Source organism: Paenisporosarcina cavernae (genome assembly GCF_003595195.1).
GTDB lineage: Bacteria > Bacillota > Bacilli > Bacillales_A > Planococcaceae > Paenisporosarcina > Paenisporosarcina cavernae.
In genome coordinates this window covers 1285952-1309889 of sequence record NZ_CP032418.1, presented here as the reverse complement: position 1 = coordinate 1309889, position 23938 = coordinate 1285952, and the positions used below count along the sequence as shown (strand labels likewise).

The 23938-nt window shown below is 38.1% G+C and carries 28 protein-coding genes and 2 riboswitches; of the genes, 26 read left to right on the top strand and 2 right to left on the bottom strand.

Features of this window, described 5'->3' with window-relative positions:
• The first annotated feature begins 9 nt into the window (after positions 1-9).
• The 8 genes from comGC to gcvPB all read left to right on the top strand — a co-directional run bounded on the left by comGC (position 10) and on the right by gcvPB (position 6518).
• Positions 10-333, top strand: a complete 324-nt coding sequence (comGC, locus tag D3873_RS06580; protein ID WP_119883303.1) for a competence type IV pilus major pilin ComGC — start codon at positions 10-12, stop codon at positions 331-333.
• Positions 330-755 (top strand): competence type IV pilus minor pilin ComGD, encoded by a 426-nt coding sequence (gene comGD, locus D3873_RS06575; protein ID WP_119883302.1) that lies wholly within the window; start codon positions 330-332, stop codon positions 753-755. Before comGC ends, comGD begins: the two co-directional genes overlap by 4 nt.
• A 234-nt stretch (positions 756-989) precedes the next feature.
• Entirely contained in the window at positions 990-1460 is a 471-nt protein-coding gene (comGF, locus tag D3873_RS06570; protein WP_119883301.1) for a competence type IV pilus minor pilin ComGF, read from the top strand.
• Positions 1432-1623, top strand: coding sequence for a hypothetical protein (locus tag D3873_RS06565; RefSeq protein ID WP_119883300.1), 192 nt, complete (start codon positions 1432-1434; stop codon positions 1621-1623). Before comGF ends, D3873_RS06565 begins: the two co-directional genes overlap by 29 nt.
• Positions 1624-1628: 5 nt before the next feature.
• Positions 1629-2144, top strand: a complete 516-nt coding sequence (locus D3873_RS06560; protein WP_119883299.1) for a shikimate kinase — start codon at positions 1629-1631, stop codon at positions 2142-2144.
• Positions 2145-2272: 128 nt separating this feature from the next.
• A riboswitch (glycine riboswitch) is annotated at positions 2273-2364 on the top strand.
• A gap of 3 nt (positions 2365-2367) precedes the next feature.
• A riboswitch (glycine riboswitch) is annotated at positions 2368-2439 on the top strand.
• Positions 2440-2593: 154 nt separating this feature from the next.
• On the top strand, positions 2594-3694 hold the full coding sequence (gene gcvT, locus D3873_RS06555) for a glycine cleavage system aminomethyltransferase GcvT (protein WP_119883298.1): 1101 nt from the start codon (positions 2594-2596) through the stop codon (positions 3692-3694).
• A gap of 24 nt (positions 3695-3718) precedes the next feature.
• Entirely contained in the window at positions 3719-5065 is a 1347-nt protein-coding gene (gene gcvPA / locus D3873_RS06550; RefSeq protein ID WP_119883297.1) for an aminomethyl-transferring glycine dehydrogenase subunit GcvPA, read from the top strand.
• Positions 5058-6518 (top strand): aminomethyl-transferring glycine dehydrogenase subunit GcvPB, encoded by a 1461-nt coding sequence (gene gcvPB / locus D3873_RS06545; protein ID WP_119883296.1) that lies wholly within the window; start codon positions 5058-5060, stop codon positions 6516-6518. The genes gcvPA and gcvPB overlap by 8 nt, the downstream gene beginning before the upstream one ends.
• A gap of 373 nt (positions 6519-6891) precedes the next feature.
• Here the strand turns inward: gcvPB and D3873_RS06540 are convergent, their stop codons facing one another.
• A complete protein-coding gene (locus D3873_RS06540) occupies positions 6892-7275 on the bottom strand; it encodes a rhodanese-like domain-containing protein (protein ID WP_238473750.1) in 384 nt (127 codons plus the stop codon).
• Positions 7276-7331: 56 nt separating this feature from the next.
• Here D3873_RS06540 and D3873_RS06535 point away from each other — a divergent pair, with 56 nt between their 5' ends.
• Positions 7332-8168, top strand: a complete 837-nt coding sequence (locus tag D3873_RS06535) for a lipoate--protein ligase family protein (RefSeq protein ID WP_119883295.1) — start codon at positions 7332-7334, stop codon at positions 8166-8168.
• A gap of 164 nt (positions 8169-8332) precedes the next feature.
• A complete protein-coding gene (locus D3873_RS06530) occupies positions 8333-10897 on the top strand; it encodes a vitamin B12-dependent ribonucleotide reductase (RefSeq protein WP_119883294.1) in 2565 nt (854 codons plus the stop codon).
• A 35-nt stretch (positions 10898-10932) separates the two neighbouring features.
• Here D3873_RS06530 and D3873_RS06525 read toward each other — a convergent pair whose 3' ends face one another.
• Complete coding sequence (locus D3873_RS06525) at positions 10933-11871, bottom strand: DUF1385 domain-containing protein (RefSeq protein WP_119883293.1); 939 nt, start codon at positions 11869-11871, stop codon at positions 10933-10935.
• Between the two features lie 512 nt (positions 11872-12383).
• On the opposite strand from D3873_RS06525, the gene aroQ reads away from it, so the two are divergent.
• The 16 genes from aroQ to D3873_RS06440 all read left to right on the top strand — a co-directional run bounded on the left by aroQ (position 12384) and on the right by D3873_RS06440 (position 23873).
• Positions 12384-12836, top strand: a complete 453-nt coding sequence (aroQ, locus tag D3873_RS06515) for a type II 3-dehydroquinate dehydratase (RefSeq protein ID WP_119883291.1) — start codon at positions 12384-12386, stop codon at positions 12834-12836.
• Positions 12824-13885 (top strand): M24 family metallopeptidase, encoded by a 1062-nt coding sequence (locus D3873_RS06510; RefSeq protein WP_119883290.1) that lies wholly within the window; start codon positions 12824-12826, stop codon positions 13883-13885. Before aroQ ends, D3873_RS06510 begins: the two co-directional genes overlap by 13 nt.
• Positions 13886-13901: 16 nt before the next feature.
• On the top strand, positions 13902-14462 hold the full coding sequence (gene efp / locus D3873_RS06505) for an elongation factor P (RefSeq protein WP_119883289.1): 561 nt from the start codon (positions 13902-13904) through the stop codon (positions 14460-14462).
• A 129-nt stretch (positions 14463-14591) separates the two neighbouring features.
• Positions 14592-14801 (top strand): stage III sporulation protein AC, encoded by a 210-nt coding sequence (locus D3873_RS06500; RefSeq protein ID WP_119883288.1) that lies wholly within the window; start codon positions 14592-14594, stop codon positions 14799-14801.
• Entirely contained in the window at positions 14801-15181 is a 381-nt protein-coding gene (locus D3873_RS06495) for a hypothetical protein (RefSeq protein ID WP_119883287.1), read from the top strand. Before D3873_RS06500 ends, D3873_RS06495 begins: the two co-directional genes overlap by 1 nt.
• A gap of 6 nt (positions 15182-15187) precedes the next feature.
• Positions 15188-16099, top strand: coding sequence for a stage III sporulation protein AE (locus D3873_RS06490; protein WP_119883286.1), 912 nt, complete (start codon positions 15188-15190; stop codon positions 16097-16099).
• A 208-nt stretch (positions 16100-16307) separates the two neighbouring features.
• Complete coding sequence (locus D3873_RS06485; protein WP_119883285.1) at positions 16308-16736, top strand: hypothetical protein; 429 nt, start codon at positions 16308-16310, stop codon at positions 16734-16736.
• Positions 16726-17259 carry a SpoIIIAH-like family protein gene (locus D3873_RS06480; protein ID WP_119883284.1) on the top strand — a complete coding sequence of 178 codons (534 nt, stop codon included), beginning with the start codon at positions 16726-16728 and terminating at the stop codon, positions 17257-17259. Before D3873_RS06485 ends, D3873_RS06480 begins: the two co-directional genes overlap by 11 nt.
• A 132-nt stretch (positions 17260-17391) precedes the next feature.
• Positions 17392-17901, top strand: coding sequence for an acetyl-CoA carboxylase biotin carboxyl carrier protein (gene accB, locus D3873_RS06475; protein ID WP_119883283.1), 510 nt, complete (start codon positions 17392-17394; stop codon positions 17899-17901).
• A gap of 10 nt (positions 17902-17911) precedes the next feature.
• Positions 17912-19264, top strand: coding sequence for an acetyl-CoA carboxylase biotin carboxylase subunit (gene accC, locus D3873_RS06470; RefSeq protein ID WP_119884498.1), 1353 nt, complete (start codon positions 17912-17914; stop codon positions 19262-19264).
• Between the two features lie 14 nt (positions 19265-19278).
• Positions 19279-19686, top strand: a complete 408-nt coding sequence (locus D3873_RS06465; RefSeq protein WP_274379947.1) for an Asp23/Gls24 family envelope stress response protein — start codon at positions 19279-19281, stop codon at positions 19684-19686.
• Between the two features lie 280 nt (positions 19687-19966).
• Entirely contained in the window at positions 19967-20362 is a 396-nt protein-coding gene (gene nusB / locus D3873_RS06460; protein WP_119883282.1) for a transcription antitermination factor NusB, read from the top strand.
• Positions 20363-20453: 91 nt separating this feature from the next.
• Entirely contained in the window at positions 20454-21305 is an 852-nt protein-coding gene (gene folD, locus D3873_RS06455) for a bifunctional methylenetetrahydrofolate dehydrogenase/methenyltetrahydrofolate cyclohydrolase FolD (RefSeq protein ID WP_119883281.1), read from the top strand.
• A gap of 83 nt (positions 21306-21388) precedes the next feature.
• Entirely contained in the window at positions 21389-22744 is a 1356-nt protein-coding gene (gene xseA, locus D3873_RS06450; RefSeq protein ID WP_119884496.1) for an exodeoxyribonuclease VII large subunit, read from the top strand.
• Positions 22745-22746: 2 nt separating this feature from the next.
• Entirely contained in the window at positions 22747-22992 is a 246-nt protein-coding gene (locus tag D3873_RS06445) for an exodeoxyribonuclease VII small subunit (RefSeq protein ID WP_119883280.1), read from the top strand.
• Positions 22989-23873: a polyprenyl synthetase family protein gene (locus D3873_RS06440; protein ID WP_238473749.1), complete on the top strand. Its 885-nt coding sequence runs from the start codon at positions 22989-22991 to the stop codon at positions 23871-23873. Before D3873_RS06445 ends, D3873_RS06440 begins: the two co-directional genes overlap by 4 nt.
• Positions 23874-23938: the final 65 nt, after the last annotated feature.

Here is a 23938-nt window from a genome sequence, read left to right as displayed (position 1 = left end):
AGAATGACGATGATCTATATTCGCAATGAAAAAGCCTTTACGTTGATTGAAATGATGATGGTGCTGCTTATTATTTCTGTTTTAATCTTGATCGCTATTCCAAATGTGACAAAGCACTCCGCCACAATAGATGAAAAAGGATGTCAAGCTTTTATGAAAATGATAGAGGGACAAGTCGAGGCATATCAAATAGAAAATAAGTCAGTTCCAACCCTTCAAAACTTAACGGATGAAGACTATTTAACTGCTCAACAACAAACATGTCCGGATGGAAGACAGATCGACATTAATGCGCAAGGAGAGGTTTCTGTCGCAGCTGTCGCTTCACCGTGAATAAAGGGTTCACTTTCATCGAGGTGTTGATTGTTTTGCTAATCGTTACGGTCATCACTTCCGTTACCATTGCTGGGTATTCTAACATACAAAGAGAACAGTCTTTTTTATCTTTTTATCAACAATTGGAAAAAGATGTGATGACGATTCAATTACAGGCAATTACAACAAATCAAACGACTGAAATTGTTTTTACGAATAACGGTACCCGGTATGTTGCAAGACAGTCTTTTACAAAAACACTTTTCACAAGAGATATTCCAAGTGAAATAGTCTATCGGAACGAAGGAACCTTAACCAGTGTTTCATTTAACCCGAACGGTACTATTGTGAAATTTGGAACATTAGTTTTTGAGAACGGGCAGAAAAAAGAATACGTTAAATTTTATATAGGAAAGGGGAGAATGGAACTCGCAGAATGAAAAAGGATATTCCTTATTCGAAAGTTTACTTAGCATTCAAATTATCTTATTAATCGTCGGTTGTTTTATCCCGTTCCTTCTTTCAATGAATTACCATCTATCTGAAAAAAGAATGATGGCTAGAATAGCACAAGTTTCGTATGAAGCTTCTATCGGATATAGAAAGGGTTATTTGGATGGCGAGACATTGACGAATGATCAGATGTATACGTGGCACTGGAAGGAGAAAGAGTTATGCATTTTCTACAAACAAGAGATAAAAGAACTTTCTTTTTGCCGTCAGTATTAACACAAAAGGGGTTCACCCTGATTGAATCGATACTCCAATTTTCCATCTTTCTATTTGTCGTAGCCACACTTCCAACGATTTTTCATTTTTTAGGTACGACTAATAATTTACTTGCGAATAATCAAGAACAACAATGGGATCTGTTTTTAATGGATACCAGAAATTATTTAGATGAGCAAGTGAATGTAATTGTAATTAATCAATCTAGTGGAATACGCATCACGACAATAAATGAATCATACGATATCGAGCTAAATGGAAATGAAATACGAAAACAGCGAAATCAATTAGGGAACGAACCAATGTTATTGCATGTAAAAGCTGTAACTTTCACAAAGTATGGTCATGAAATTCGTTTAAGAGTGAAGAAAAATAGTGGGGAAATTTATGAACAATCCTTTCAAATTAGTGGATAAGTTAAACGAGAAAGGGGCCAGTTTTCCACTTGCGTTAGTCGTACTTGTTATCGTGTTGTTTTTTGTCAGCTACTTTATCCTTTCTTTTTTGTCTTCTATTCAGTTCTATGAAATGTTGGAAAGTTATTATTTTTCTGCTACCATAAATGAAATGGAGGAATAGCAGGGATGAAGAGGATTTACATGGTCGGATTCATGGGTAGTGGAAAAAGTGCAATCGGACGGCGATTGAGTTTTATGTTGAAATTGCCATATTATGATATGGATAAAGAAATTGTCCGTATGACGGGCAAATCTATTCCAGAGATTTTTGAAGAAAATGGGGAAGCTTACTTTCGTCAATTAGAAAAAGACTATCTAGCGGCGACAAGAGATGAGTGGTGTATTGTCTCCACTGGCGGAGGAGTTGCTACCGATCTTGAAAATATTAAGTTGATGAGAAAAACAGGACTAGTATTATTTCTAGATGCCACTTTTGATGATTTATGGGTTAGAATTCATCGTGATCCCAATCGTCCAATTGTACAACGATCGACAAAAGAAGAATTACACCAGTTATATCTAAAGAGACGAGTGTTTTATAAAAAAGCAGCTCACATTACGATTCGAACAGAGAGTAGATCGCTTCGTCAAATAACTGAATATGCAGCCTTCCAGGTGGAAAGACTAAAAAGCGAACATTAGAAGTTATTATACTTTTATTGTTCGTTTTTTAGTGATTGATTTAAAAATGATTGCCGAATTACATAACTAATGTTAGGATATAAGAAAGATTTTCACTTCTTTGATAACTTTATTAGGTTGTATAGCGGTAGAGAGTACGAGGAGAGAACACTTTGATGTGTCGCCGAAGGAGCAAACTTGTGATTGTCAATCTCTCAGGCAAAAAGACTCGTATTGGACGCGACTCTGGAGAAAGTCATTATTGACTACCAACGAGGCAAGCCAAATGGCTAAACTTTCAGGTCACAGGACAGAGAATCCATTTAAGGGGATTCTCTGTCCTTTTTTCATGAGGTAGTTTAGAAAATGGTACAAAGATAAAAACACAGGTTACCTCGTAGTTTAAAAGAAGTGAGTCTTCCATCTGTAAAATTGAACATACTAGCACTTCACTTTAGGAGGCATAACACATGAGTAATTCATTAAAAAGAACCCCTTTATTTAATTCCTATGCTGCTTCGGGAGGAAAAACAATTGACTTTGGAGGATGGGAGTTGCCTGTCCAATTCTCTAGCATCAAAGAAGAACATGAAGCTGTGCGCACGAACGCAGGATTGTTTGATGTCTCTCATATGGGTGAAATCGCCGTTGAAGGTCCTGATAGTCTTGCTTATTTGCAAAAGTTAGTGACGAATGATGTGGCGAAATTGTCAGATGGGCAAGCACAGTATACGGCGATGTGTTACACAGATGGTGGAACGGTGGATGATTTATTAATTTACCGGTATAACGAAACAAGTTATTTATTAGTAGTAAATGCTTCTAATATTGAAAAAGATTATAAATGGATGATGGATAATAGTTTTGGAAACGTAGAGATTAAAAATGTTTCGGACAATTTTGGGCAGTTAGCGTTACAAGGCCCAAAAGCGCAGGAAATTCTACAACGATTTACTTCGACGCCTTTATCTGAAATTGGCTTTTTCCGTTTTAATGCGGATGTCAAAATCGGCGACTCTACTTTTTTAGTCTCACGCACTGGATACACGGGAGAAGACGGATTTGAAATTTACGGAAAACCGGAAGCAATTGTGGCGTTGTGGAATGATTTATTATCAAAAACAAGCGAAGAGTTAAAGCCTTGTGGATTAGGTGCTCGTGATACTCTCCGATTTGAAGCGTGTCTTGCACTTTATGGCCAAGAACTATCGAAAGATATTTCTCCTTTAGAAGCGGGAATTGGTTTTGTTGTTAAATTGAAAAAAAACGAAGATTTCAACGGAAAATCGGTTCTCGTAGAACAGAAAGAACAAGGTGTCCCGCGTCAATTAGTTGGAATCGAGATGATTGATAAAGGGATTCCAAGATTTGGCTACGACGTCTATACTGGTGATGAAAAAATTGGTTTTGTTACTACTGGAACACAATCTCCTACATTGAAAAAGAATATTGGGTTAGCTTTGATACAATCCTCTTACACAGAGTTAGGAACAGAGGTTGAAGTAGAAATTAGAGGAAAAAAATTAAAAGCTAAAATAGTTGAAACACCTTTTTATAAACGACAAAAATAATAGCGGGAAGAAGGTATCTTTAGCATGAAGCATCGTTACTTACCAATGGCGGAACAAGACCAATTAGAAATGTTAGAAGCGATTGGCGTTGAAAAGATTGATGATTTGTTTGCTGATATTCCGGAGAAAGTAAGATTTCAGGGGAATTATGCCATTAAAGAAGCAAAGTCTGAAAATGAATTAACGAAAGAATTAGCGGCACTAGCAGCTAAAAATGCAGATACAAAATCATATGCCAGTTTTTTAGGTGCAGGGGTCTATGATCATTACAAACCAATTATTGTAGATCATGTTATTTCTCGTTCAGAATTTTACACCGCTTATACTCCTTACCAACCGGAAATTTCTCAAGGAGAGCTTCAAGCGATTTTTGAATTTCAGACGATGATTTGTGAATTAACTGGCATGGATTTAGCAAACTCTTCTATGTACGATGGAGGAACTGCTTTGGCGGAAGCTGGTATGCTAGCTGCAGGTCATACACGCCGCAAAAAAATTCTAGTGTCTGAAACAGTTCATCCGGAATCAATAGATGTGGTAAAAACATATGCGCTTGGTCAATCAATTGATGTAGTGGTTGTTCCATCGAAAGATGGAATAACAGATGTGGAAGCATTAACTTCATTAATGGATGATTCAATTGCCGCTGTTATGGTTCAATATCCGAATTTCTTCGGTCAAATCGAATCGTTAAGTACAATCGAAAAAATCGCGCATGAACAAAAAGCGTTATTTGTTGTGTCATCAAACCCCCTTTCTTTAGGCGTATTAACACCTCCAGGCAAGTTAGGGGCAGATATCGTGGTAGGAGATGCTCAACCGTTTGGAATTCCTGAATCATTTGGAGGACCGCATTGTGGTTATTTCGCCGTGACAAAAGCGTTAATGCGAAAAGTTCCAGGACGTCTAGTAGGTGAAACGACTGATGAAGTTGGTCGTAGAGGGTTTGTACTTACACTTCAAGCACGAGAGCAACATATTCGTCGTGATAAAGCGACCTCCAACATTTGTTCGAACCAAGCGCTCAATGCTTTGGCTGCTTCTGTTGCTATGACTGCATTAGGAAAACAGGGAATCCAAGATATTGCCATACAAAATATTGCGAAGACACATTATGCAAAGAAAGCACTTGAAAAAGCAGGTATTCACGTCCTTTATCAAGGTGCTCATTTTAATGAACTAGTGATTGATCTTAAATCGAATGTTACAGCTCTAAATAAAGTCTTATTCGATAAAGGGATTATAGGCGGGTTTGATTTAGGAAGAGTTTCAGAAAAATGGGATGGACAATGTTTGATTGCAGTAACAGAGCAACGAACGAAAGAAGAAATTGACGCATTCGTGCAGGAAGTGGGGGCTTATCGTGCATAAAGACAATCAACCGTTAATTTTTGAAATGACAAAAGAAGGACGGATCGGCTATAGTTTGCCTGAATTAGATGTACCGGAAATTGATCTTTCAAGTTTATTACCTACTGAAGCTGTAAGAGAAGTTCCAGCTGAATTACCAGAAGTCTCGGAGCTAGATATTATGAGACACTATACTGCGCTTTCAAAGCGAAATCATGGAGTTGACTCTGGTTTTTATCCACTAGGTTCGTGCACGATGAAATATAATCCGAAAATTAATGAAGCAGTTGCACGTTTCTCAGGTTTTGCAAATATTCATCCATTACAAGATGAAAGCACCGTTCAAGGTGCAATGGAATTAATGTACGATCTTCAAGAGCATCTTATCGAGATTACAGGGATGGACGAAGTAACACTTCAACCTGCTGCTGGTGCACATGGTGAGTGGACGGCACTAATGATGATTCGTGCGTATTTTGAAGCAAATGGAGACCTTGAGCGGACGAAAGTAATAGTTCCCGACTCAGCACACGGTACAAATCCAGCTTCCGCAACTGTTGCAGGATTTGAAACAGTTACAGTTAAATCCGACGAACATGGATTGGTCGATCTAGAAGACTTAAAACGAGTAGTTGGTAGAGACACAGCAGCACTAATGCTGACAAATCCCAATACACTTGGATTATTTGAAGAACACATTCTAGAGATGGCAGCAATCATTCATGAAGTTGGCGGCAAACTATATTATGATGGGGCTAACTTAAATGCGGTTATGTCAAAAGCTCGACCAGGAGATATGGGATTTGATTGTGTTCATTTAAACTTACACAAGACCTTCACTGGTCCTCATGGTGGTGGAGGGCCGGGATCTGGTCCTGTAGGAGTGAAGAAAGATTTAATTCCCTTCCTACCTAAACCAGTGCTAATTAAAACGGAAGATGGCTATACGTTCGATTATAATCGTCCTCAATCGATTGGGCGAGTTAAACCTTTCTATGGGAATTTCGGAATTAATGTCCGTGCCTACACGTATATCCGTACTATGGGTCCAGACGGTTTAAAAGCAGTAACAGAGTATGCGGTGTTAAATGCAAATTACATGATGCGGAAACTACAGCCATACTTTGATTTACCATATGATAGGCACTGTAAGCATGAGTTTGTGTTAAGTGGTAGAAGACAGAAGAAATTAGGTGTTCGAACGCTAGATATGGCAAAACGATTACTTGATTTCGGTTACCACCCACCGACAATTTACTTCCCACTCAATGTGGAAGAAGGTATGATGATTGAACCAACAGAAACAGAATCGAAAGAAACACTCGATGCTTTTATCGATGCAATGATTCAAATTGCAAAAGAAGTCGAAGAAAATCCAGAAATTGTGCAAGAAGCTCCTCATACAACAGTTATCAAACGCTTAGATGAGACAAAAGCTGCACGTAATCCTATTCTTCGTTATACAAAAGCATAAATGATACGGACTATAGATTACCCTCTTGTTAAAGGGGATCTATAGTCTTTTTTTGGGAATGAAATATACCAGATTCTAGTTATGGGAAGAGATAAATGACTTTATCGGTGAGGAAAAATTGCTGAAGTAGATGGAGTACTCAAAGGATGGTCCTATAGGATGAAATGGATATTGATTATGACGAATCGATCGCCTGGTCCTGAGAATCGATCGTCTTATGTCGAGAATCGATCGCCTAGTCCAGAGAATCGATCGCCTGGTCCTGAGAATCGATCGTTTAGACAAATTAAAGTAAATCACACGTAAAAAAATAGAAATTAATCACTGTTTTATTACAAATGAAAAGAACCCATATAAAATGGGTTCCAAATCATTAATTTTTTGATTTTACTTTTCCAGTCCATTGGCGAAATCCACCTTGAAGCTGATATACTTGATTATATCCTTTTTTCTTTAGGAAAAGAGCAGTACGTGCGCTTCTAGAGCCGCTTTGACAATACAAATAAACTGGTTTGTCTGGACGAATTTCTTTATAACGTTGACGAAGCTGAGAGTTAGGTAAATTACGCGCTCCCAAAATGTGCCCATTATCGAATTCTTTTGGCTCTCGAACGTCAATTAGTTGAGATTTACGATATCCTTCGATGAATTGTTCTTGCGTTAAATTTGTGACTGCTTTTCTCAAGCGCATTCCAGAAACTAGAACGTACACAATGAGACCAAACAAGATTGCGGAGATTATATATAAGTATTCCACAGTTGAACCCCTTTCTGTTACTCCATTCATTATAAAAAAGGTAGGTACTAAATTCAATGACTAAAACAAAATGGAATTTTCTTTATACAGGAGCTCACAGCCCTGCTTACAATATGGCAATGGATGAGACGTTGTTAGAGTTACATAGTAAAGGTGAAATTGGACCTGTTATTCGCTTTTACGAATGGAATCCAGCAACGCTATCGATTGGTTACTTTCAAAAAGTGGCAAAAGAAGTAAATATGGAGGAAGTACAAAAGCAAGGGTTAGGGTTTGTACGACGACCTACTGGCGGTCGTGGGGTATTGCATGACAAAGAATTGACTTATAGTATCATCGTGGAAGAGTCGTATCCGAATATGCCAGCTACGGTCACGGAAGCTTATCGAGTGCTAAGCGAAGGATTGTTAATTGGATTTCAAGAATTGGGGTTACAAGCATATTTTTCGGTACCTGATTCCGATGAGAAAAAAGCAGATTTAACGTCACCAAAAAGTGCTGTTTGCTTTGATGCTCCTTCATGGTATGAATTAGTCGTTGAAGGGAAAAAAGTGGCGGGTTCCGCTCAGACGCGACAAAAAGGTGTCATTTTACAACATGGGGCAATCTTGCTAGACTTGGATGAAGATCAACTAGTCTCACTATTTCATTACCCTTCGGAAGAGGTGAAAGAAAAAGTTCGACACTCTCTTCCGGAAAAAGCGGTAGCGATCAATCGTTTACTTGAAAACCCAGTTGGAATCGAACAGTGCGTGTCTGCTTTTAAGAAGGGATTTGAAGCTGGATTACAAATTGACTTACAACCTTTAGTACTGACTCCGGAGCAACAAGAAAAAGTTCATTTGCTTGAACAAACAAAATATGGATCATTAGAATGGAACAATAAATTTTAATAAAAGAAAAATTTTTTTCGGTCCATTCTTCCTATGGACGTTGGCGTTACTGGTTTTCTGTAATTTAGAAATGTTTGCAACTATACGCAACATATAGTATCTTATTAATCATAATAGATACTATATGTTGTGTTTTTAATTGCAACAAAAAGGAGATGGAATCAATGGTTTTAGCGTCCGAAGTAGCAAAAATGAAGTTGAATAAACAAGCATTAAATGAAGATATCAAACAATTTACACAAGTTCATCCGATAACTTCAGAAATGACATTAACACATAAAGGCGTATCTCGATTAGTGATGATAGATCGATACTCGTTTAAAGATACAGAAAAGAAGACGTTAAAAGCCGGGGATTTTGTCGTACTAACAGTCAAAGAGGATCCAAAGTTTCCAGCACGAGGACTTGGTTACATAGTTTCAATTAATGAATTAGAAAAGAAAGCGGAAGTATTAATTGAAGAAGATTACCGGAGTGCGATTGATGACCCAAGGGAATTAGAAAGTGGTATTGTATATCGTTCACTCGATGTAATAGAAAAACCTTTAGAGGTTTATTATGAGCAAATTGCGCTTCGGAATGCGACAGGGTTATCCGCAGTAGAAAAAACAGAGGAGCTACAAAAAGAATGGCAGCAAAAATTCTATGAGCAGCTCGTTGACCTTAAATTCATTCCGGCTGGTCGTGTGATATACGGAGCTGGAGCAGGAACAGATGTTACCTACTTCAATTGTTACGTGATGCCATTCGTTCCAGATTCGAGAGAAGGAATTTCCGATCATCGAAAACAAGTCATGGAAATTATGAGTCGTGGCGGTGGAGTAGGGACAAATGGTTCTACTTTACGACCTCGTAATACACTAGCAAAAGGGGTAAATGGGAAATCTTCTGGATCTGTATCATGGTTGGATGATATCGCGAAGCTTACACACTTAGTGGAGCAAGGTGGATCTAGACGTGGTGCCCAAATGATCATGCTAGCAGATTGGCATCCTGATATTGCAGAATTCATCATTTCAAAGATGCAAAATCCTCGAATTCTGCGTTATTTAATAGAACAAACAAAAGACGAGACGATTCGCAAACTTGCGAAAGAAAAGTTAAAGTTTAAGCCCCTTACCTCGCAAGAAGAAGCAATGTATCAAGGAATACTAAACTACCAAAACATTCCTGGACAAGGCGGATTTAACGAGCAAATCATGAAAGATGCTGCCGCTAAATTACGGGATGGTGGAACGTACACTGTACACAATAGCGAATTTTTAACAGGTGCTAATATTTCTGTTACCTTAACAAAAGAATTCATGGAAGCTGTGGAAAAAGATCAAGAATTTGACCTGCGTTTTCCTGCAGTAGAATCGTATTCGAAGGAAGAAATGCAAACATATAATGCGCACTGGCATGAAGTAGGAGATGTTCGAGAGTGGGAACGCCAGGGCCATGAAGTACGAGTGTATCGGACAATTCAAGCACGAGAACTGTGGAATTTAATTAATATTTGTGCTACCTACTCTGCAGAACCAGGAATTTTCTTCATTGATAATGCGAATGATATGACAAATGCAAAAGCTTACGGACAACAAGTTGTAGCGACAAATCCATGCGGTGAACAACCACTTGCGCCATATTCCGTTTGTAACTTAGCCGCAGTCAATTTAGCCCGTTTTGCAAATAAAGAAACGAAAACAGTCGACTTTGAATCATTAAAAGAAACTGTTCGTGTTGGAGTTCGTATGCAAGACAATGTTATTGATGCAACCCCATACTTTTTAGAAGAGAATCGTGTTCAGGCATTAGGTGAGCGTCGTGTTGGTCTAGGAGTAATGGGATTAGCAGATTTACTTATTTACTGTGAAAAGGAATACGGTTCAGAAGAAGGAAACAAATTAGTCGACGAATTATTCGAAACGATTGCTGCGACGGCATATGAAACATCTTCCCAACTTGCAGTGGAACGAGGAAGTTTTCCATTTTTGATTGGCGAAAATGATGCAGAAACGAAACAGCTACGTGAGGCATTTACGAAAACTGGATTCATGCAGAAGATGCCAACGTCGATTCGCGAATCAATCTTAGCAAACGGTATTCGAAATTCTCATTTATTAACAGTTGCACCAACTGGTTCTACAGGAACGATGGTTGGAGTTTCCACAGGATTAGAGCCATACTTTTCATTTACGTACTATAGAAGTGGACGCTTAGGAAAATTTATGGAAGTGAAAGCAGATATCGTGCAAGAATATTTGGAAAAGAATCCATCTGCAGAGGAATCGTCATTACCTGAATGGTTTGTAACAGCAATGGAGTTAAAACCAGAAGCACATGCGGATGTTCAATGTATCATTCAACGATGGATTGATAGTTCCATTTCCAAGACGGTGAATGCACCGAGAGGATACTCCGTGGAACAAGTAGAAGGAGTATATGAACGTTTATACAAAGGGGGAGCTAAAGGTGGCACGGTGTATGTAGACGGTAGCCGTGATGCTCAAGTTCTCACATTAAAAGCAGAAGAGAATGAGATGGAAGAAGATCCAAAAGAAGAGGCAGTGCTTGAAAAACGTCCAATTGTATTAATAGACACGATTCAAGACCTTCGTTCTACCAATGTAACCATTGGATCGGAAGTGGGCAATACTTGTCCAGTATGTCGTAAAGGAACGGTCGAAGAAATGGGCGGATGTAATACGTGTACCAACTGTGGTGCGCAACTAAAATGTGGATTGTAAGAAGTTCAGTGACATAAGAGAAAAGAGCAAGCGAGTTATACTAACTCAGCTTGCTCTTTTTCTGGTAAATGACGTTCAATTTCGTGAAGTTTTTGAAAAGAAGCAATAGCCACTTCAACTTGATCGTCCATAGGAGGCTTTGTTGTCAGTAACTGCAACGCTAGTCCTGGATAGCCTAAGTATCGTAAAACAGGAATATTACGTAATTTATTCGTCATTTGCAGTACTTCAAATGAAATGCCTAGTACCACTGGAATGAGGAGTAAACGATCTACGACTCGTAACCAAAGTGGATCAGCAGGCACAAAGAAGTAAACGACCATTCCCACAATCACGGTAAATAACATAAAACTGCTACCACATCGATAATGGAGTCTGGACTGAGCCTGGACATTTTCAACCGTTAGAGGCAAATTTTGTTCATATGCATTTATTACTTTATGCTCTGCACCATGATATTGGAATACTCGTTTGATTAAAGGTGTCATGGAGATAAAGTAAATATAACAAAGTAATAAAATTAATTTAAATCCACTTTCAAGTAAAATTTGACCAGTCTTAGATGGAATCACAAATTCGAAAAGTTCTGCTAAGAAAACAGGTACTAATGTGAAAACGAACTTTCCGAAAATGAAGGAGATAATTCCAAGCAAAGCCACGCCTAAATACATGGCCAATTTTGAAGGTTCTTCTTCCTCTTCTTTTTCTTCTCCCGGCATAACATCGTACCGTTCGCTTGCGAAATTTAGATGTTTGCTTCCTGTAGCGGCTGCTTCTACTATTGCAACTACTCCTCTTAAAAAAGGAATCTTTTTTAAATTTTGTAGGAAGGGCTTTTGTTCTCTAGGTAAATGATAGTAATCAATCGATTGATCTTTTCTTCGTATTGCAGTAACTGTATGATCTTTTCCCCCAAACATAACTCCTTCTAAAAGAGCTTGTCCGCCATATACAGGTGCTGACTGTTCATTCATAATAAAATGCACCTCATTTTTTCTATAGTGTTGAACTGTTCTAGTATACAAAATATTTTGTCAGAAGACTACTTATTGAGAAAAGTGTATAGACTGTTCAAAAAAGGTGATTTGCATGAAACAATACTTCATCATATCGATATTTTACAGTACACTTTTTTGTTTGTTCCAAGCATTTCTTGAATCAATCCATTTATCCTTGTTTTCGTATTCTTGGAGATTTCTTCCTTTAATTTTGATTGGCACTATTATAAGTGGATTTCTTTATTTGATCATATTTCGTTTCCACTGGAAAGGTTCCTCGATTCTGTTTCCTCTGTTCGTCACTTTTATCGTTATAGGTGTTGTTTATTTTCTGCAAAAGACACACGTTTTTTCAATCACTACCTGGAGTGCGAATGTAACAAGTCTTTTTATATTCATTCATGCACTTCAATTCACAGCAGATTATTATAGGAAGGAACAAATAACTTATGATAAAATAGGAACGTCGACGGGAAATGGGGGGTAGTATGCATATTTTGTGTTTGAATGGCCCGAACTTAAATTTACTCGGTCTTCGCGAGCCGAGCATCTACGGCAGGGAATCACTGTCCGATTTGGAAGTAAGGTTGAGGCATTTGGCCGATCAACATAATACAAAACTAACGTTTTTTCAATCGAACCACGAGGGAGCGTTAATTGACAAACTACATTGGGCCTTCCATGAACGATTGGATGGGATTATCTTTAATCCAGCTGCTTACACCCATACTAGCATCGCTCTCCGCGATGCCATTTCATCCATTGATATTCCAGTCATCGAAGTACATATTAGTAATATTTTAGAACGAGAGTCTTTTCGTCACCATTCCTTTATCTCAGATGTAGCTATTGATCAAATTTTGGGGCATGGTTTGAAAGGATATGAGATGGCGTTAGAAAAATTTCTAGGGAGAAAAGGGGAAAAAGAATGTCAAAATTAACCACGTTAAGAAGTCATTTTGGAGATCTTGGGATTGATGCAATGCTGATCACATCAGAATTTAATCGTCGTTTTATCACTGGTTTTACTGGCTCAACTGGTAATGCCATTGTTACGAAAGATGGAGCTGTATTTTTAACCGATTTCCGTTATACACAACAAGCTAAATCACAAGTGAAAGATTTTACTATTCACGAGTTCAAAAAATCACTAGTCGAAGAAACGGCAGAAAAGCTTAAAGAGCTTGGCGCAACCAAAATTGGCTTCGAAAAAGAACACATGAGCTATGGATTATATGAACTATACAACAAAGCTGTAGACGGCGTACTGGTGCCTTTCTCTTCTACGATTGAAAATATGCGTATGATTAAAACAGAGGACGAACTGTCCGTACTTCGTAAAGCAGCTGAGATTGCAGATCAAGCTTTCGAACATATTTGCACCTTCATCAAACCAGGGATGAAAGAAATTGATGTTTCGAACGAGTTGGAGTTTTTCATGCGTAAACTAGGCGCTACATCTTCGTCATTTGATATTATTGTCGCTTCTGGTGAACGTTCTGCTTTACCACACGGGGTTGCAAGTGAAAAAGTCATCGAAAAAGGTGATTTTGTCACATTAGATTTCGGCGCTTACTTCAATGGATACGTTTCGGACATCACTCGAACAGTTGCTGTAGGGGAACCTTCCGAAAAATTGAAAGAGATTTATCAAATAGTTTTAGACGCACAAGAAAAATCGTTGCGTGAAATTAAACCAGGGATGAACACAGCTGAAGCAGATGCGATCGCTCGTGATCATATCAAATCACATGGGTATGGTGATGCATTTGGCCACTCTTTAGGACATGGAATTGGTCTTGAAGTACATGAAGGACCGGGATTATCACCTCGTTCTTCTGTAATTTTGGAGCCAGGGATGGTCATAACAATTGAACCTGGTATATACTTAGAGGGTATTGGTGGCGTTCGAATCGAAGATGATGCGATTGTGACCGAAAATGGGTTGGAACGCTTAACTCATTCTACGAAAGAATTGCGAATTTTATAATTTTGGAGGAACACACATGATTTCAGTAAATGATTTTAAAACAGGCTTAACAATCGAAGTAGATGGCTCTATCTGGCGTGTAATGGATTTTCAACATGTTAAACCTGGTAAAGGAGCAGCATTTGTTCGTTCTAAATTACGCAATTTGCGTACCGGTGCTGTGAATGAAAAAACGTTTCGAGCTGGAGAGAAAGTAGAAAAAGCGCAAATTGATAACAAAAAAATGCAGTACCTTTATGCTAATGGAGACGATCATATCTTCATGGATACAGAAAGCTATGAGCAATTAGAACTTTCTGCCTCACAAATCGAATATGAGTTAAAATTCTTGCGTGAAAATATGGAAGTACACATTATGCAATATAATGGCGAGACGCTTGGAGTCGAACTGCCAAATACAGTAGTATTAGAAGTTACGGAAACAGAGCCAGGAATTAAAGGAGACACTGCAAGTGGTGGTACCAAACCTGCGATCTTAGAAACAGGACTTTCCGTTCAAGTTCCATTTTTCGTGAACCAAGGAGATAAGTTAATTATTAATACAACAGATTCTTCGTATGTTTCACGAGCGCAATAATTGCTTTAACTAATTGAAAACCTTCTATCCCTCTAAGTAGGTGATAGGAGGTTTTTCTTATTTCGATCACCTTTTTCTTCTCATAAAGCAACGACACTTGTCATAAGTTACTTTAGATGGGGGGAGCATGTGGAATTTACAGACATTCTTCGAATTGCTACGGTAGGTATTATTCTTGCCTTTCTTCATCTGTTTTTTGAACAGACTGGTAAGAAAGAATTTACTTTTTTTCTATTTGTTTTTGGGTACTTATATATGGCCGCTGAAATGTTTCGTTTTTTAGCCATTTTCTTTGATGATTTGCAAACTTTTTTTCATTTATTTGACAAGGATAACTGATGATTTATCTCGGTTTTCTATTTCTAATTTTTCTATTGCTCCTCTTTTTTCAAGAAGTTTCTCCAAGATATCATCATTTACTAACTTATATGTTTTTTGTTCTTCTTGGCGTATCTGTCATGCAAGAACTACTTCTACCAACATTTCTACAAATTGAAGATGTGATACCACCGACTATTTCTCCGCTCTTTTGGATCATCGGACAATCCTTTTTACTCTTATTAATTGGGGAAATTTTACGAGCTTTGGCAATAGATGTACGAGCTAACATCTTTCAAATCCTACTTCCCATTATCATAGGTGTGCAATTGTTGCTTCTCTGGAAGCCTTATTGGGTCCCAATCATCCAACAACTATTTCAACTTTCCACGCTCTCATAGAGGGGAATGCTTATTTCAATTCTAATTGAGTTAATCAAGGAGTTTCTCTCACCATTTGCGATCTTTCTTGTCAGTATATATCTTTCCTTATTATTCCAACAGCTTTTTCCAACGAATGAAAAACTCATCCGTCTGTTTCTATTCCTTCTAACAATTAGTGTACTTTGCCAACCAGCTATTTCTGCAATATTGGATATGAAGAAATACACAGGCGCTATCCTGCACTTATTTTTCACCATGTATCCACTGTTAAGTGCAAGCCTTCTTTCAAGTGGGGAATTTGTTTCCTTTTCCTTATGGCAACCAACACTATTTTTATTTATTCAAATTGCTTTGTTTGTATCAAATGCTATTTTGCTTCCATTTTTAGTCGTCACCATCTTGCTAGATTTTATGAGTCGATTACAACCTGATCTCTCCTTTACAAAATTTACAGATTTAATGAGACTCTCTTTACTAAGTGGTGTCAGCATCATTGTCTTTTTGTATTCTTTCTTTATAGGCATGAGCGGCATGGTGCAATCGAGTATTTCTCCTGTCTTTTCTGTGCCAATCAAAAAATGGATTCAGCAAAACATTCCTTTTGTCGGATCTGCTCTGACAGAAGGGTTATCTACTTTTACTTCTATTAGTCAGCATATCTCCAGCTTAACGGGGCTAACTTTAACAGGTATCTTGGTCACAGCCATTTTATTACCGAGTGTCAAAATTGCGCTATTAGCCTTTTGTTATCGATTCATTGCGGCCATTATTGAACCTTTTGCTCCAGACGATTTACCTGATTTTGTTGATGATATTGGGAGAACTCTTTTTTCCTTATTGTTAATTTCTTTACTGTTTGTGTTTGCGTTATTTTATACGGTAATGTTTGTCGTTTTTTATATGAAATGGGTAGCTATTATGCGAGGTATGGGATGAGACAACTAATTCTTCTTTTACTTTTATTTACGCTCGTACAAGCCTTTCTTGAGCCACATCTTACTAAAACGGCATTGGAACGACTATTACTGTTAACAAAATTCATGATCGCGACAGTCATTTTTTTGACCTTTTTTCGTCTTTTATGAATGTAGGCTAGAACTCTCGCATAGATTATCTTAGATTGTGGCAGCGATGGATGGTGCGTATGGCAACTCCTTTTCACATGACATCAAAAACAATACCGTTTCTTCTCTTAACCGTTTTGTTACTTCTTTTTCTGTGGAATAAAACAACGTCTTCCTTTTCGTCATCTGAAGAGACGGAGTTACAATCGACGGAAAAAACGTTGGAACAAATTTTGCAAAAAATGGACCAAGTTGGTGAAGTACGAGTGTTTTTGAATAAGGGAGAATCTTCAAACGAGACGTCAAATACGCCTTCTTTTGAAGCAATCTTTGCAAAGGAAGAAAAGACAAGTCTAGAAATACAATCGGTTCTGATCGTTGCCGAAGGCGCGGAAAATCCTCACATCAAGAGGCTCCTTAAAGAAACGGTGGCAAATCTTTTCTTACTTCCAGAGCATCGAATCATCGTGACACAAATGACAAGGGGGAAAAGTCCAAGTGAAAGTTAAAAGAAGAAATGTATGGTTATTGACTTTATTAAGTTTAGTCGCAGTAATTTCCGTCTATTATGCAAATGAACCGAAATCGCTCTCGTTGGATGGGGTATCGCTATTCACCGATCAAGCAGCGGATATATTGTCTAATACAGACGAGGATGAGACAACACCGGTTATGGCACCCTCCACATTATTTGAGGACATGAGGTTAGAATTACAAGACGAGAGAAGTCAAGTTAGGGAACAACTAACTAGTTTAATTGCATCTGATACAGCAACGGCAGAAGAGAAAAATGAAGCATATTCAAAAATGGAACAATTAACCAAACAAAGTTCTGCTGAGGCGATGCTAGAAATGCTCATTCAATCACTTGGTTATTCGGATGCTTTTGTAAAGACAGATGGAGAAAAAGTATATGTACATGTTCAGTCAGAAGAAGAATCAAAAGCATTAGCGAATGAAATTATCTACACAGTTCGAAAAGAATGGGAAAATGCGCGTGAAGTCAGTGTTCAATTTGATACGAATGACTAACAAAGGAGGACCTTTTAGGTCCTTTTTCTAGTACCTACTCCTAAAAATTTCGCGAAACAGTTTCCTATTTCGTTAAAAACGTCTAAAATAGAGGATAGAACGTCTAGGAAAATTACGTAAGGGGAGTTTGAAATGTTAAAAATTCAAGAAATTAGAGAAATTATTAAACTTATCGATCACTCATCCATTGATGAATTTGTATTCGAATCAGAAGGTTCAAAAGTGAAATTGAAAAAGAACGCAACAGGTTCCACTATTCAAGCACCGCAAGGAGTTTCATCTATTTCAGCACCTGTAGTTCCTCAACCACAGCCTGTTGCCGTTACTCCAACACCAGCTGCTGCACAAACGGCACCTAGCGAACAAACTTCGGTTGAGAAAGCTGACTCTCAAGACGAATCTCTATTAAAAATCACCTCGCCAATGGTAGGAACTTTTTATCAAGCTTCTTCTCCAGAAACACCAGCATTTGTACAAGTTGGCGATAAAGTATCTGCAGATTCGGTTGTATGTATTGTAGAAGCGATGAAATTGTTTAACGAGATTGAAGCTGAAGTTTCCGGTGAAATCGTAGAGATTTTAGTAAAAGACGGACAATTAGTTGAGTATGGCCAAGCCTTATTCTTGGTTAAAGCAAACTAAGGAGGCTTACATAATGAAAAAAGTATTGATTGCAAACCGAGGCGAAATTGCCGTTCGAATTATTCGTGCATGTAAAGAAATGAATATCCAAACAGTTGCTGTATATTCGGAAGCAGACAAAGAAGCACTTCATGTTCAAATGGCGGATGAAGCATATTGTATTGGACCAAAATCCTCGTCCGATAGTTACTTAAATTTCTCGAATATCATTAGTGTCGCAAAGCTTACAAATTGTGATGGTATTCATCCTGGTTATGGTTTCCTATCCGAGAATGCGAAGTTTGCTGCATTGTGTGAAGAGTGTGATATTACCTTTATTGGACCAACGTCAGATGCTATTTCTAAAATGGGTACAAAAGACGTAGCAAGAGAAACGATGCGTAAAGCGGGTGTTCCTATTGTACCTGGCTCCACAGGTATCGTCGAATCAATTGACGAAGGGAAAAAGATTGCCTTAGAAATTGGCTACCCTGTGATCATTAAAGCTACTGCCGGTGGTGGTGGAAAAGGAATCCGAGTTGCAAGATCCGAGGAAGAACTTGTAAAAGGAATCCAAATTACTCAAAAAGAAGCGGCGGCAGCATTTGGAAATCCAGGAGTATACTTAGAGAAATTTATCGAAGAATTTCGTCATGTAGAAATTCAAGTACTAGCTGATGCTCATGGCAATGCCATTCATTTAGGTGAACGTGATTGTTCCATTCAACGTCGAATGCAAAAATTGGTAGAAGAAGCTCCTTCACCAGCGCTATCTCAAGAAACAAGAGCGCGCATGGGGGAAGCCGCAGTGAAAGCTGCACTTGCCGTAAATTATCGCAGTGCAGGAACGGTTGAGTTTATCTATGAACCTGTGAGCGATCAATTTTATTTCATGGAAATGAACACGCGCATTCAAGTGGAACATCCAGTAACAGAGATGATTACTGGTGTTGATTTAATCCAACAACAGCTAAAAGTGGCTTCTGCAGAAACGCTTGCTTATAAACAAGAAGATATCAAGATAAACGGTTGGGCAATCGAATGTCGGATCAATGCAGAAAATCCGATGAAAAACTTCATGCCTTCTGCTGGTAAAGTGGATATGTATTTACCACCAGGTGGATACGGTGTGCGAATTGATTCGGCAGTATATCCGGGTTACTCCATACCTCCTTACTATGATTCGATGGTTGCCAAACTAATTGTTCATGCTAATACACGTGAGGAAGCAGTTCAAAAAATGCACCGAGCATTAAGTGAATTTTTAGTAGATGGCGTTTTCACCACGATCCCGTTCCATTTAAAATTAATGGAAAATGACGTCTTCCGTTCTGGTGATTTTAACACGAAATTTTTAGAGCGCTATGATATCATGAAGTCATAGAGGAGTGAGTGAAAGTGGCAGATAAATCTCAACACGCATATTTAGAGATGAAAATAGAAGGTAAAGAATCACTTGGTACAATCGAAGTTGCTTCAGAGGTTTTAGAAGTAATAGCTGGAATCGCAACAACTGATGTAGAAGGTGTAGCCGGTACTAGAGGGACATTTGCATCTGGTGTTGCAGAAAAATTAGGCAAAAAAGTACATGGCAAAGGGATTAGAACGGAATGGCTGACGGACGGATTATATGTGGATATTTATTGCGTCATTACATTTGGGTATTCCATTCCATCCGTTGCGAAAGAAGTTCAGACAAAAGTAAGACAAGCAATCCAAGACATGACTTCTTTAGAAACGAAGGAAGTAAATGTGCATGTTGCTGCCATTCAATTTGATCAGCCAAAAGAACCGCTTGAACAATAAATAAAAAGATACTTTTTTCCAAAAACAGTCGTGAAATTAGTTTTTTTAAGAATCAGCAACTGCAGTCAAACTCAGTAACCGTGAGCTTGACTGCAGTTTTTTATTCATGAATACTATTCGTTTACGGAATGAAACTAAACAGGTGTTTTTGAAGAGACGTAACCTGCTTTTTGGAGTCTTCTCAGATGAATTTTTTTGTAAAGAAAGTCATGTAAAATGCCGATGTTTTGCACATAGTGTGCTAAAATAGGATGGAATGTAAGTTAAAGGAGAAAATAGAATGAAACGACGCGAGGCACGAGAAAAAGCGATCCAAACGCTTTTCCAATTAGATAATTCAGAGTTACAAGTGGACGAGGCCATTTCTCATGTAATGGGAGAAGAATCAGATTCCTTTTATGAAAAATTAGTGAGAGGCACGGTATCACATGTAATAGAAATAGATGAAAAATTACGAGCAAATTTAGAAAATTGGTCACTAGATCGATTACCGAAAATTGAGCGCACAGTATTGCGTTTAGCGGTGTATGAATTATCCTATAATGAAGATGCACCAGCTAGAGTAGTGATGAACGAAGCAATTGAATTATCTAAACTATTTGGCGATGAACAATCAAGTAAATTTGTTAATGGAGTTTTATCTAAATTTATTCCAAAGAGTTCTCAAGGAGAGTAACCGTTTTTATTCAACCAAAAACGTTCCTTTTAATAGGAAAAACTTGATCCTAATTCACAACAGATATAATTCTTGAAAGTTGGTGTGTGGAATGGTGAACAATATATTAGATGGAAAAAAGATAGCATCGTCCATCCAGTCAGATATTGAACAACAAGTAAAGACGTTAAAACAATCAGGTGTAGTACCGGGTCTAACAGTAATTATTGTAGGGGATAATCCTGCTTCTATTACATACGTCACAAACAAAAAACGCACGTCTGAACGATTAGGTATGAATTCCGCGTTACTGGAATTGCCAGAATCTACGACAGAATTAGAATTAGTGAATAAAATTGTTGAATTGAATAACGATCCCACGGTCCATGGTATTTTAGTACAACTTCCATTACCTCGTCATATCGATGAGTCAAAAATCATTCATGCTATTTCCCCGGAAAAAGATGTCGATGGATTTCACCCAATTAATGTTGGGAAGTTCGTCATAGGCGAAGAGAGCTTTTTACCTTGCACACCCTACGGAATTATGGAAATGTTACATTTTGAAGGAATTGACGTGGCTGGGAAACATGTTGTTGTAGTTGGTCGCAGCAACATTGTGGGAAAACCGATGGGCTTAATGATGTTAAAAAATAATGCGACCGTCACATATGTACACAGTAAAACAGTTGATGTATCCTCTATCACTAAACAAGCTGATATCTTAATCGTAGCGGTTGGTAAAGCGAAATTTATCACATCCGAATTTGTGAAAGATGGAGCTATTGTCATTGATGTTGGAATGAATCGAGATGAGAATGGAAAATTATGTGGCGATGTCGATTTCGAAAATGTGCGAAATATTGCATCCTTCATTACACCTGTACCAGGTGGAGTTGGTCCGATGACAATTACGATGCTCATGAAAAACACACTGGAGTCTGCTAAAAAGCTTTCCACATAACTTTTTCCCTGAATGAAAGGAAGACGAATGCTGTTTTTCGAATGAAAGACGGCATTTTCATTTTCCATCGAAAGGTTGAGTACATGTCTACAACTGAAATAGCCTATTTATCTGTTAAGGCATTGACCAAATACATAAAACGTAAATTTGATGCAGATCCCCACTTACGACAGGTGTATGTACGTGGGGAACTTTCGAATGTCAAAATTCATACTAGTGGCCATATTTATTTCACGTTAAAAGATGATTCTTCTAAAATAGCCGGCGTCATGTTTGCCACGAATGCTAGGTCTGTTGCATTCAAACCCGAGAATGGAATGACTGTTCTTATTAGAGGAGAAGTAAACGTTTTTGAAATAGCCGGAAACTATCAGCTCTACGCGAATGATATGCAACCAGATGGAGTAGGTGCTCTCTTTGTTGCTTTTGAACAATTGAAGGAAAAACTGCGGCATGAAGGACTATTTCGTATCGAAACGAAAAAGAAACTTCCTGCTTTTCCGAAAACAATTGGTCTCGTCACTGCTACAACGGGTGCTGCAATTCGTGATGTACTAACAACATTAAATAGAAGATTTCCCCTTGCAAAAGTTATTGTTTTCCCTACACTTGTGCAAGGTCGAGGAAGCGCTCCAAGTATTGTCCAATCCATTCAACGTGCAAATCAATACAATGAAATCGACGTGTTAATTGTAGGAAGAGGCGGAGGCTCTATTGAAGATTTATGGGCTTTTAACGATGAAATCGTAGCACGAGCTATATATGAATCGGAAATACCAATTATTAGTGCAGTTGGACATGAAACCGATACGACTATTGCTGATTATGTAGCGGATGTTCGAGCTGCTACACCTACAGCTGCTGCAGAACTTTCCGTACCAAATCAATTGGAAATTTCACGACATATTATTCAATTAGAGCAGTCGATTCAAACGAAAACGTTACACCTTGTCCAATTAGCAAAAGAAAAAGTAGATCGTCTACAAGGTGCCACTGTCATGACGCAACCTGAACGTCTATACCGACCCTTTATTGAACGTCATGCTTATTTACAACAAAAGTTGGAATCTTCAATAACGAGACAAATAGAGCGTAAAAAAGAACAATTTCTCTTTTTAAAATCGAGACTTGATCAACAACAACCGTTAAAAACAGTGGCAGAGGCAAATACAAGGGTTGATCAACTGACTCACCGATTAAATGAAGTAAAAATGTTTAAACTGAGAGAAGAGCAGCAACGATTTGTTTCCACTCTTCGAACACTCGAAGTATTAAATCCTCTTCAAGTTATGGGAAGAGGATTTGGGATTGTCTATAAAAAAGGACATGTAGTCGAGCAGATTACATCTATAAAAGAAGGAGATGTTCTATCTGTGACTTTAAAAGATGGAACGATTAGCGCGAAAGTGCTCGAAGTCAGCAAAGGAAAAGAGGAATAGAGATGGCAACTAAAAATACTACTTTCGATGAAGCGATGAAACAATTGGAAGAGGTTGTTCGTCAGTTGGAATCAGGGGATGCTCCTTTAGAACAAGCAATAGATTTGTACAAAAAAGGAATGGAACTTTCCGCTATTTGTCAGCAAAAACTTCAATCTGCAGAAAAACAACTTGTTACAATGATTGATGAAGATGGAAATGAACAGCAATTTTCGATAGAGCAAACGGAAAAGGATGATCAGTCTTGAAACCAGCATTAGCTCATTTTTTTCAACAATATAGCGAAAAACTTGAAATTACTTTTGTAGAAGAAATAGGAACACTTCAAGCACCGAGTTCCTTAAAAGAAGCAATGCTTTACTCATTAAAAGCTGGGGGAAAACGAATTCGTCCCGCGCTTTTGTTTGCAACACTGGATGCTTTGCAATGTAAACACCCTGCTTCCGAAAAAATAGCTACTGCTGTTGAAATGATTCATACGTATTCCCTTATTCATGATGATCTACCAAGTATGGACAATGATGATTTGCGTAGAGGAAAACCTACGAATCATATTGTTTACGGGGAAGCTTTGGCAATATTATCCGGGGATGCTTTGTTAACCTATGGAATGGGAATGTTAGCGCAGTTACCAAATGTTAGTGCAGAAAAGTCGTTAGAATTAATACGATTATTTTCAAAAGCATCTGGTGCAGAAGGAATGGTCGGGGGTCAAGTACTTGATTTAGCAGGAGAAACAAAGGAACTATCCTTAGATGAATTAGAGATGATTCATCGAAATAAAACAGGCGCTTTACTCTCATTCCCTGTCATCGCAGCTTGCATTTTAGCAGATACTAACCCGGACACTCGCTATCTTCTCGAACAATTTGCGCATCATTTAGGGATTGCATTCCAAATCCAAGACGATATTTTAGATATCGAAGGTAATGAGAAGTTAATTGGCAAAACTGTGGGAAAAGATGAACGCTCCGAGAAAAGTACATATCCATCTTTATTAACGCTAGATGGAGCAAAAGAAAAAAGAGATGAACACTATGAAATGGCTATTCAAGCATTGCATGAAGTTGTAAAACTTCCAACTATGTTACAAGAAATTGCTTCCTTTATTGTGAAACGGGATCGATAAAACAGTATTAGTTTCGATATTCCTTCAGCATTGATATAATAAGAAGTAATCATATGAAATCGGAT

Bases quoted from the DNA above. Each gene is read 5' to 3' on its own strand.
- D3873_RS06535 (WP_119883295.1), top strand. From the start codon at position 7,332: ATGACTAAAACAAAATGGAATTTTCTTTATACAGGAGCTCACAGCCCT.
- comGF (WP_119883301.1), top strand. From the start codon at position 990: ATGCATTTTCTACAAACAAGAGATAAAAGAACTTTCTTTTTGCCGTCA.
- D3873_RS06485 (WP_119883285.1), top strand. From the start codon at position 16,308: ATGGCAACTCCTTTTCACATGACATCAAAAACAATACCGTTTCTTCTC.
- xseA (WP_119884496.1), top strand. From the start codon at position 21,389: ATGTCTACAACTGAAATAGCCTATTTATCTGTTAAGGCATTGACCAAA.
- D3873_RS06560 (WP_119883299.1), top strand. From the start codon at position 1,629: ATGAAGAGGATTTACATGGTCGGATTCATGGGTAGTGGAAAAAGTGCA.
- D3873_RS06495 (WP_119883287.1), top strand. From the start codon at position 14,801: ATGATTTATCTCGGTTTTCTATTTCTAATTTTTCTATTGCTCCTCTTT.
- efp (WP_119883289.1), top strand. From the start codon at position 13,902: ATGATTTCAGTAAATGATTTTAAAACAGGCTTAACAATCGAAGTAGAT.
- D3873_RS06510 (WP_119883290.1), top strand. From the start codon at position 12,824: ATGTCAAAATTAACCACGTTAAGAAGTCATTTTGGAGATCTTGGGATT.
- gcvPA (WP_119883297.1), top strand. From the start codon at position 3,719: ATGAAGCATCGTTACTTACCAATGGCGGAACAAGACCAATTAGAAATG.
- accB (WP_119883283.1), top strand. From the start codon at position 17,392: ATGTTAAAAATTCAAGAAATTAGAGAAATTATTAAACTTATCGATCAC.
- folD (WP_119883281.1), top strand. From the start codon at position 20,454: ATGGTGAACAATATATTAGATGGAAAAAAGATAGCATCGTCCATCCAG.
- gcvT (WP_119883298.1), top strand. From the start codon at position 2,594: ATGAGTAATTCATTAAAAAGAACCCCTTTATTTAATTCCTATGCTGCT.
- D3873_RS06565 (WP_119883300.1), top strand. From the start codon at position 1,432: ATGAACAATCCTTTCAAATTAGTGGATAAGTTAAACGAGAAAGGGGCC.
- D3873_RS06490 (WP_119883286.1), top strand. From the start codon at position 15,188: ATGCTTATTTCAATTCTAATTGAGTTAATCAAGGAGTTTCTCTCACCA.
- D3873_RS06530 (WP_119883294.1), top strand. From the start codon at position 8,333: ATGGTTTTAGCGTCCGAAGTAGCAAAAATGAAGTTGAATAAACAAGCA.
- D3873_RS06445 (WP_119883280.1), top strand. From the start codon at position 22,747: ATGGCAACTAAAAATACTACTTTCGATGAAGCGATGAAACAATTGGAA.
- D3873_RS06525 (WP_119883293.1), bottom strand. From the start codon at position 11,871: ATGAATGAACAGTCAGCACCTGTATATGGCGGACAAGCTCTTTTAGAA.
- comGC (WP_119883303.1), top strand. From the start codon at position 10: ATGATCTATATTCGCAATGAAAAAGCCTTTACGTTGATTGAAATGATG.
- nusB (WP_119883282.1), top strand. From the start codon at position 19,967: ATGAAACGACGCGAGGCACGAGAAAAAGCGATCCAAACGCTTTTCCAA.
- aroQ (WP_119883291.1), top strand. From the start codon at position 12,384: ATGCATATTTTGTGTTTGAATGGCCCGAACTTAAATTTACTCGGTCTT.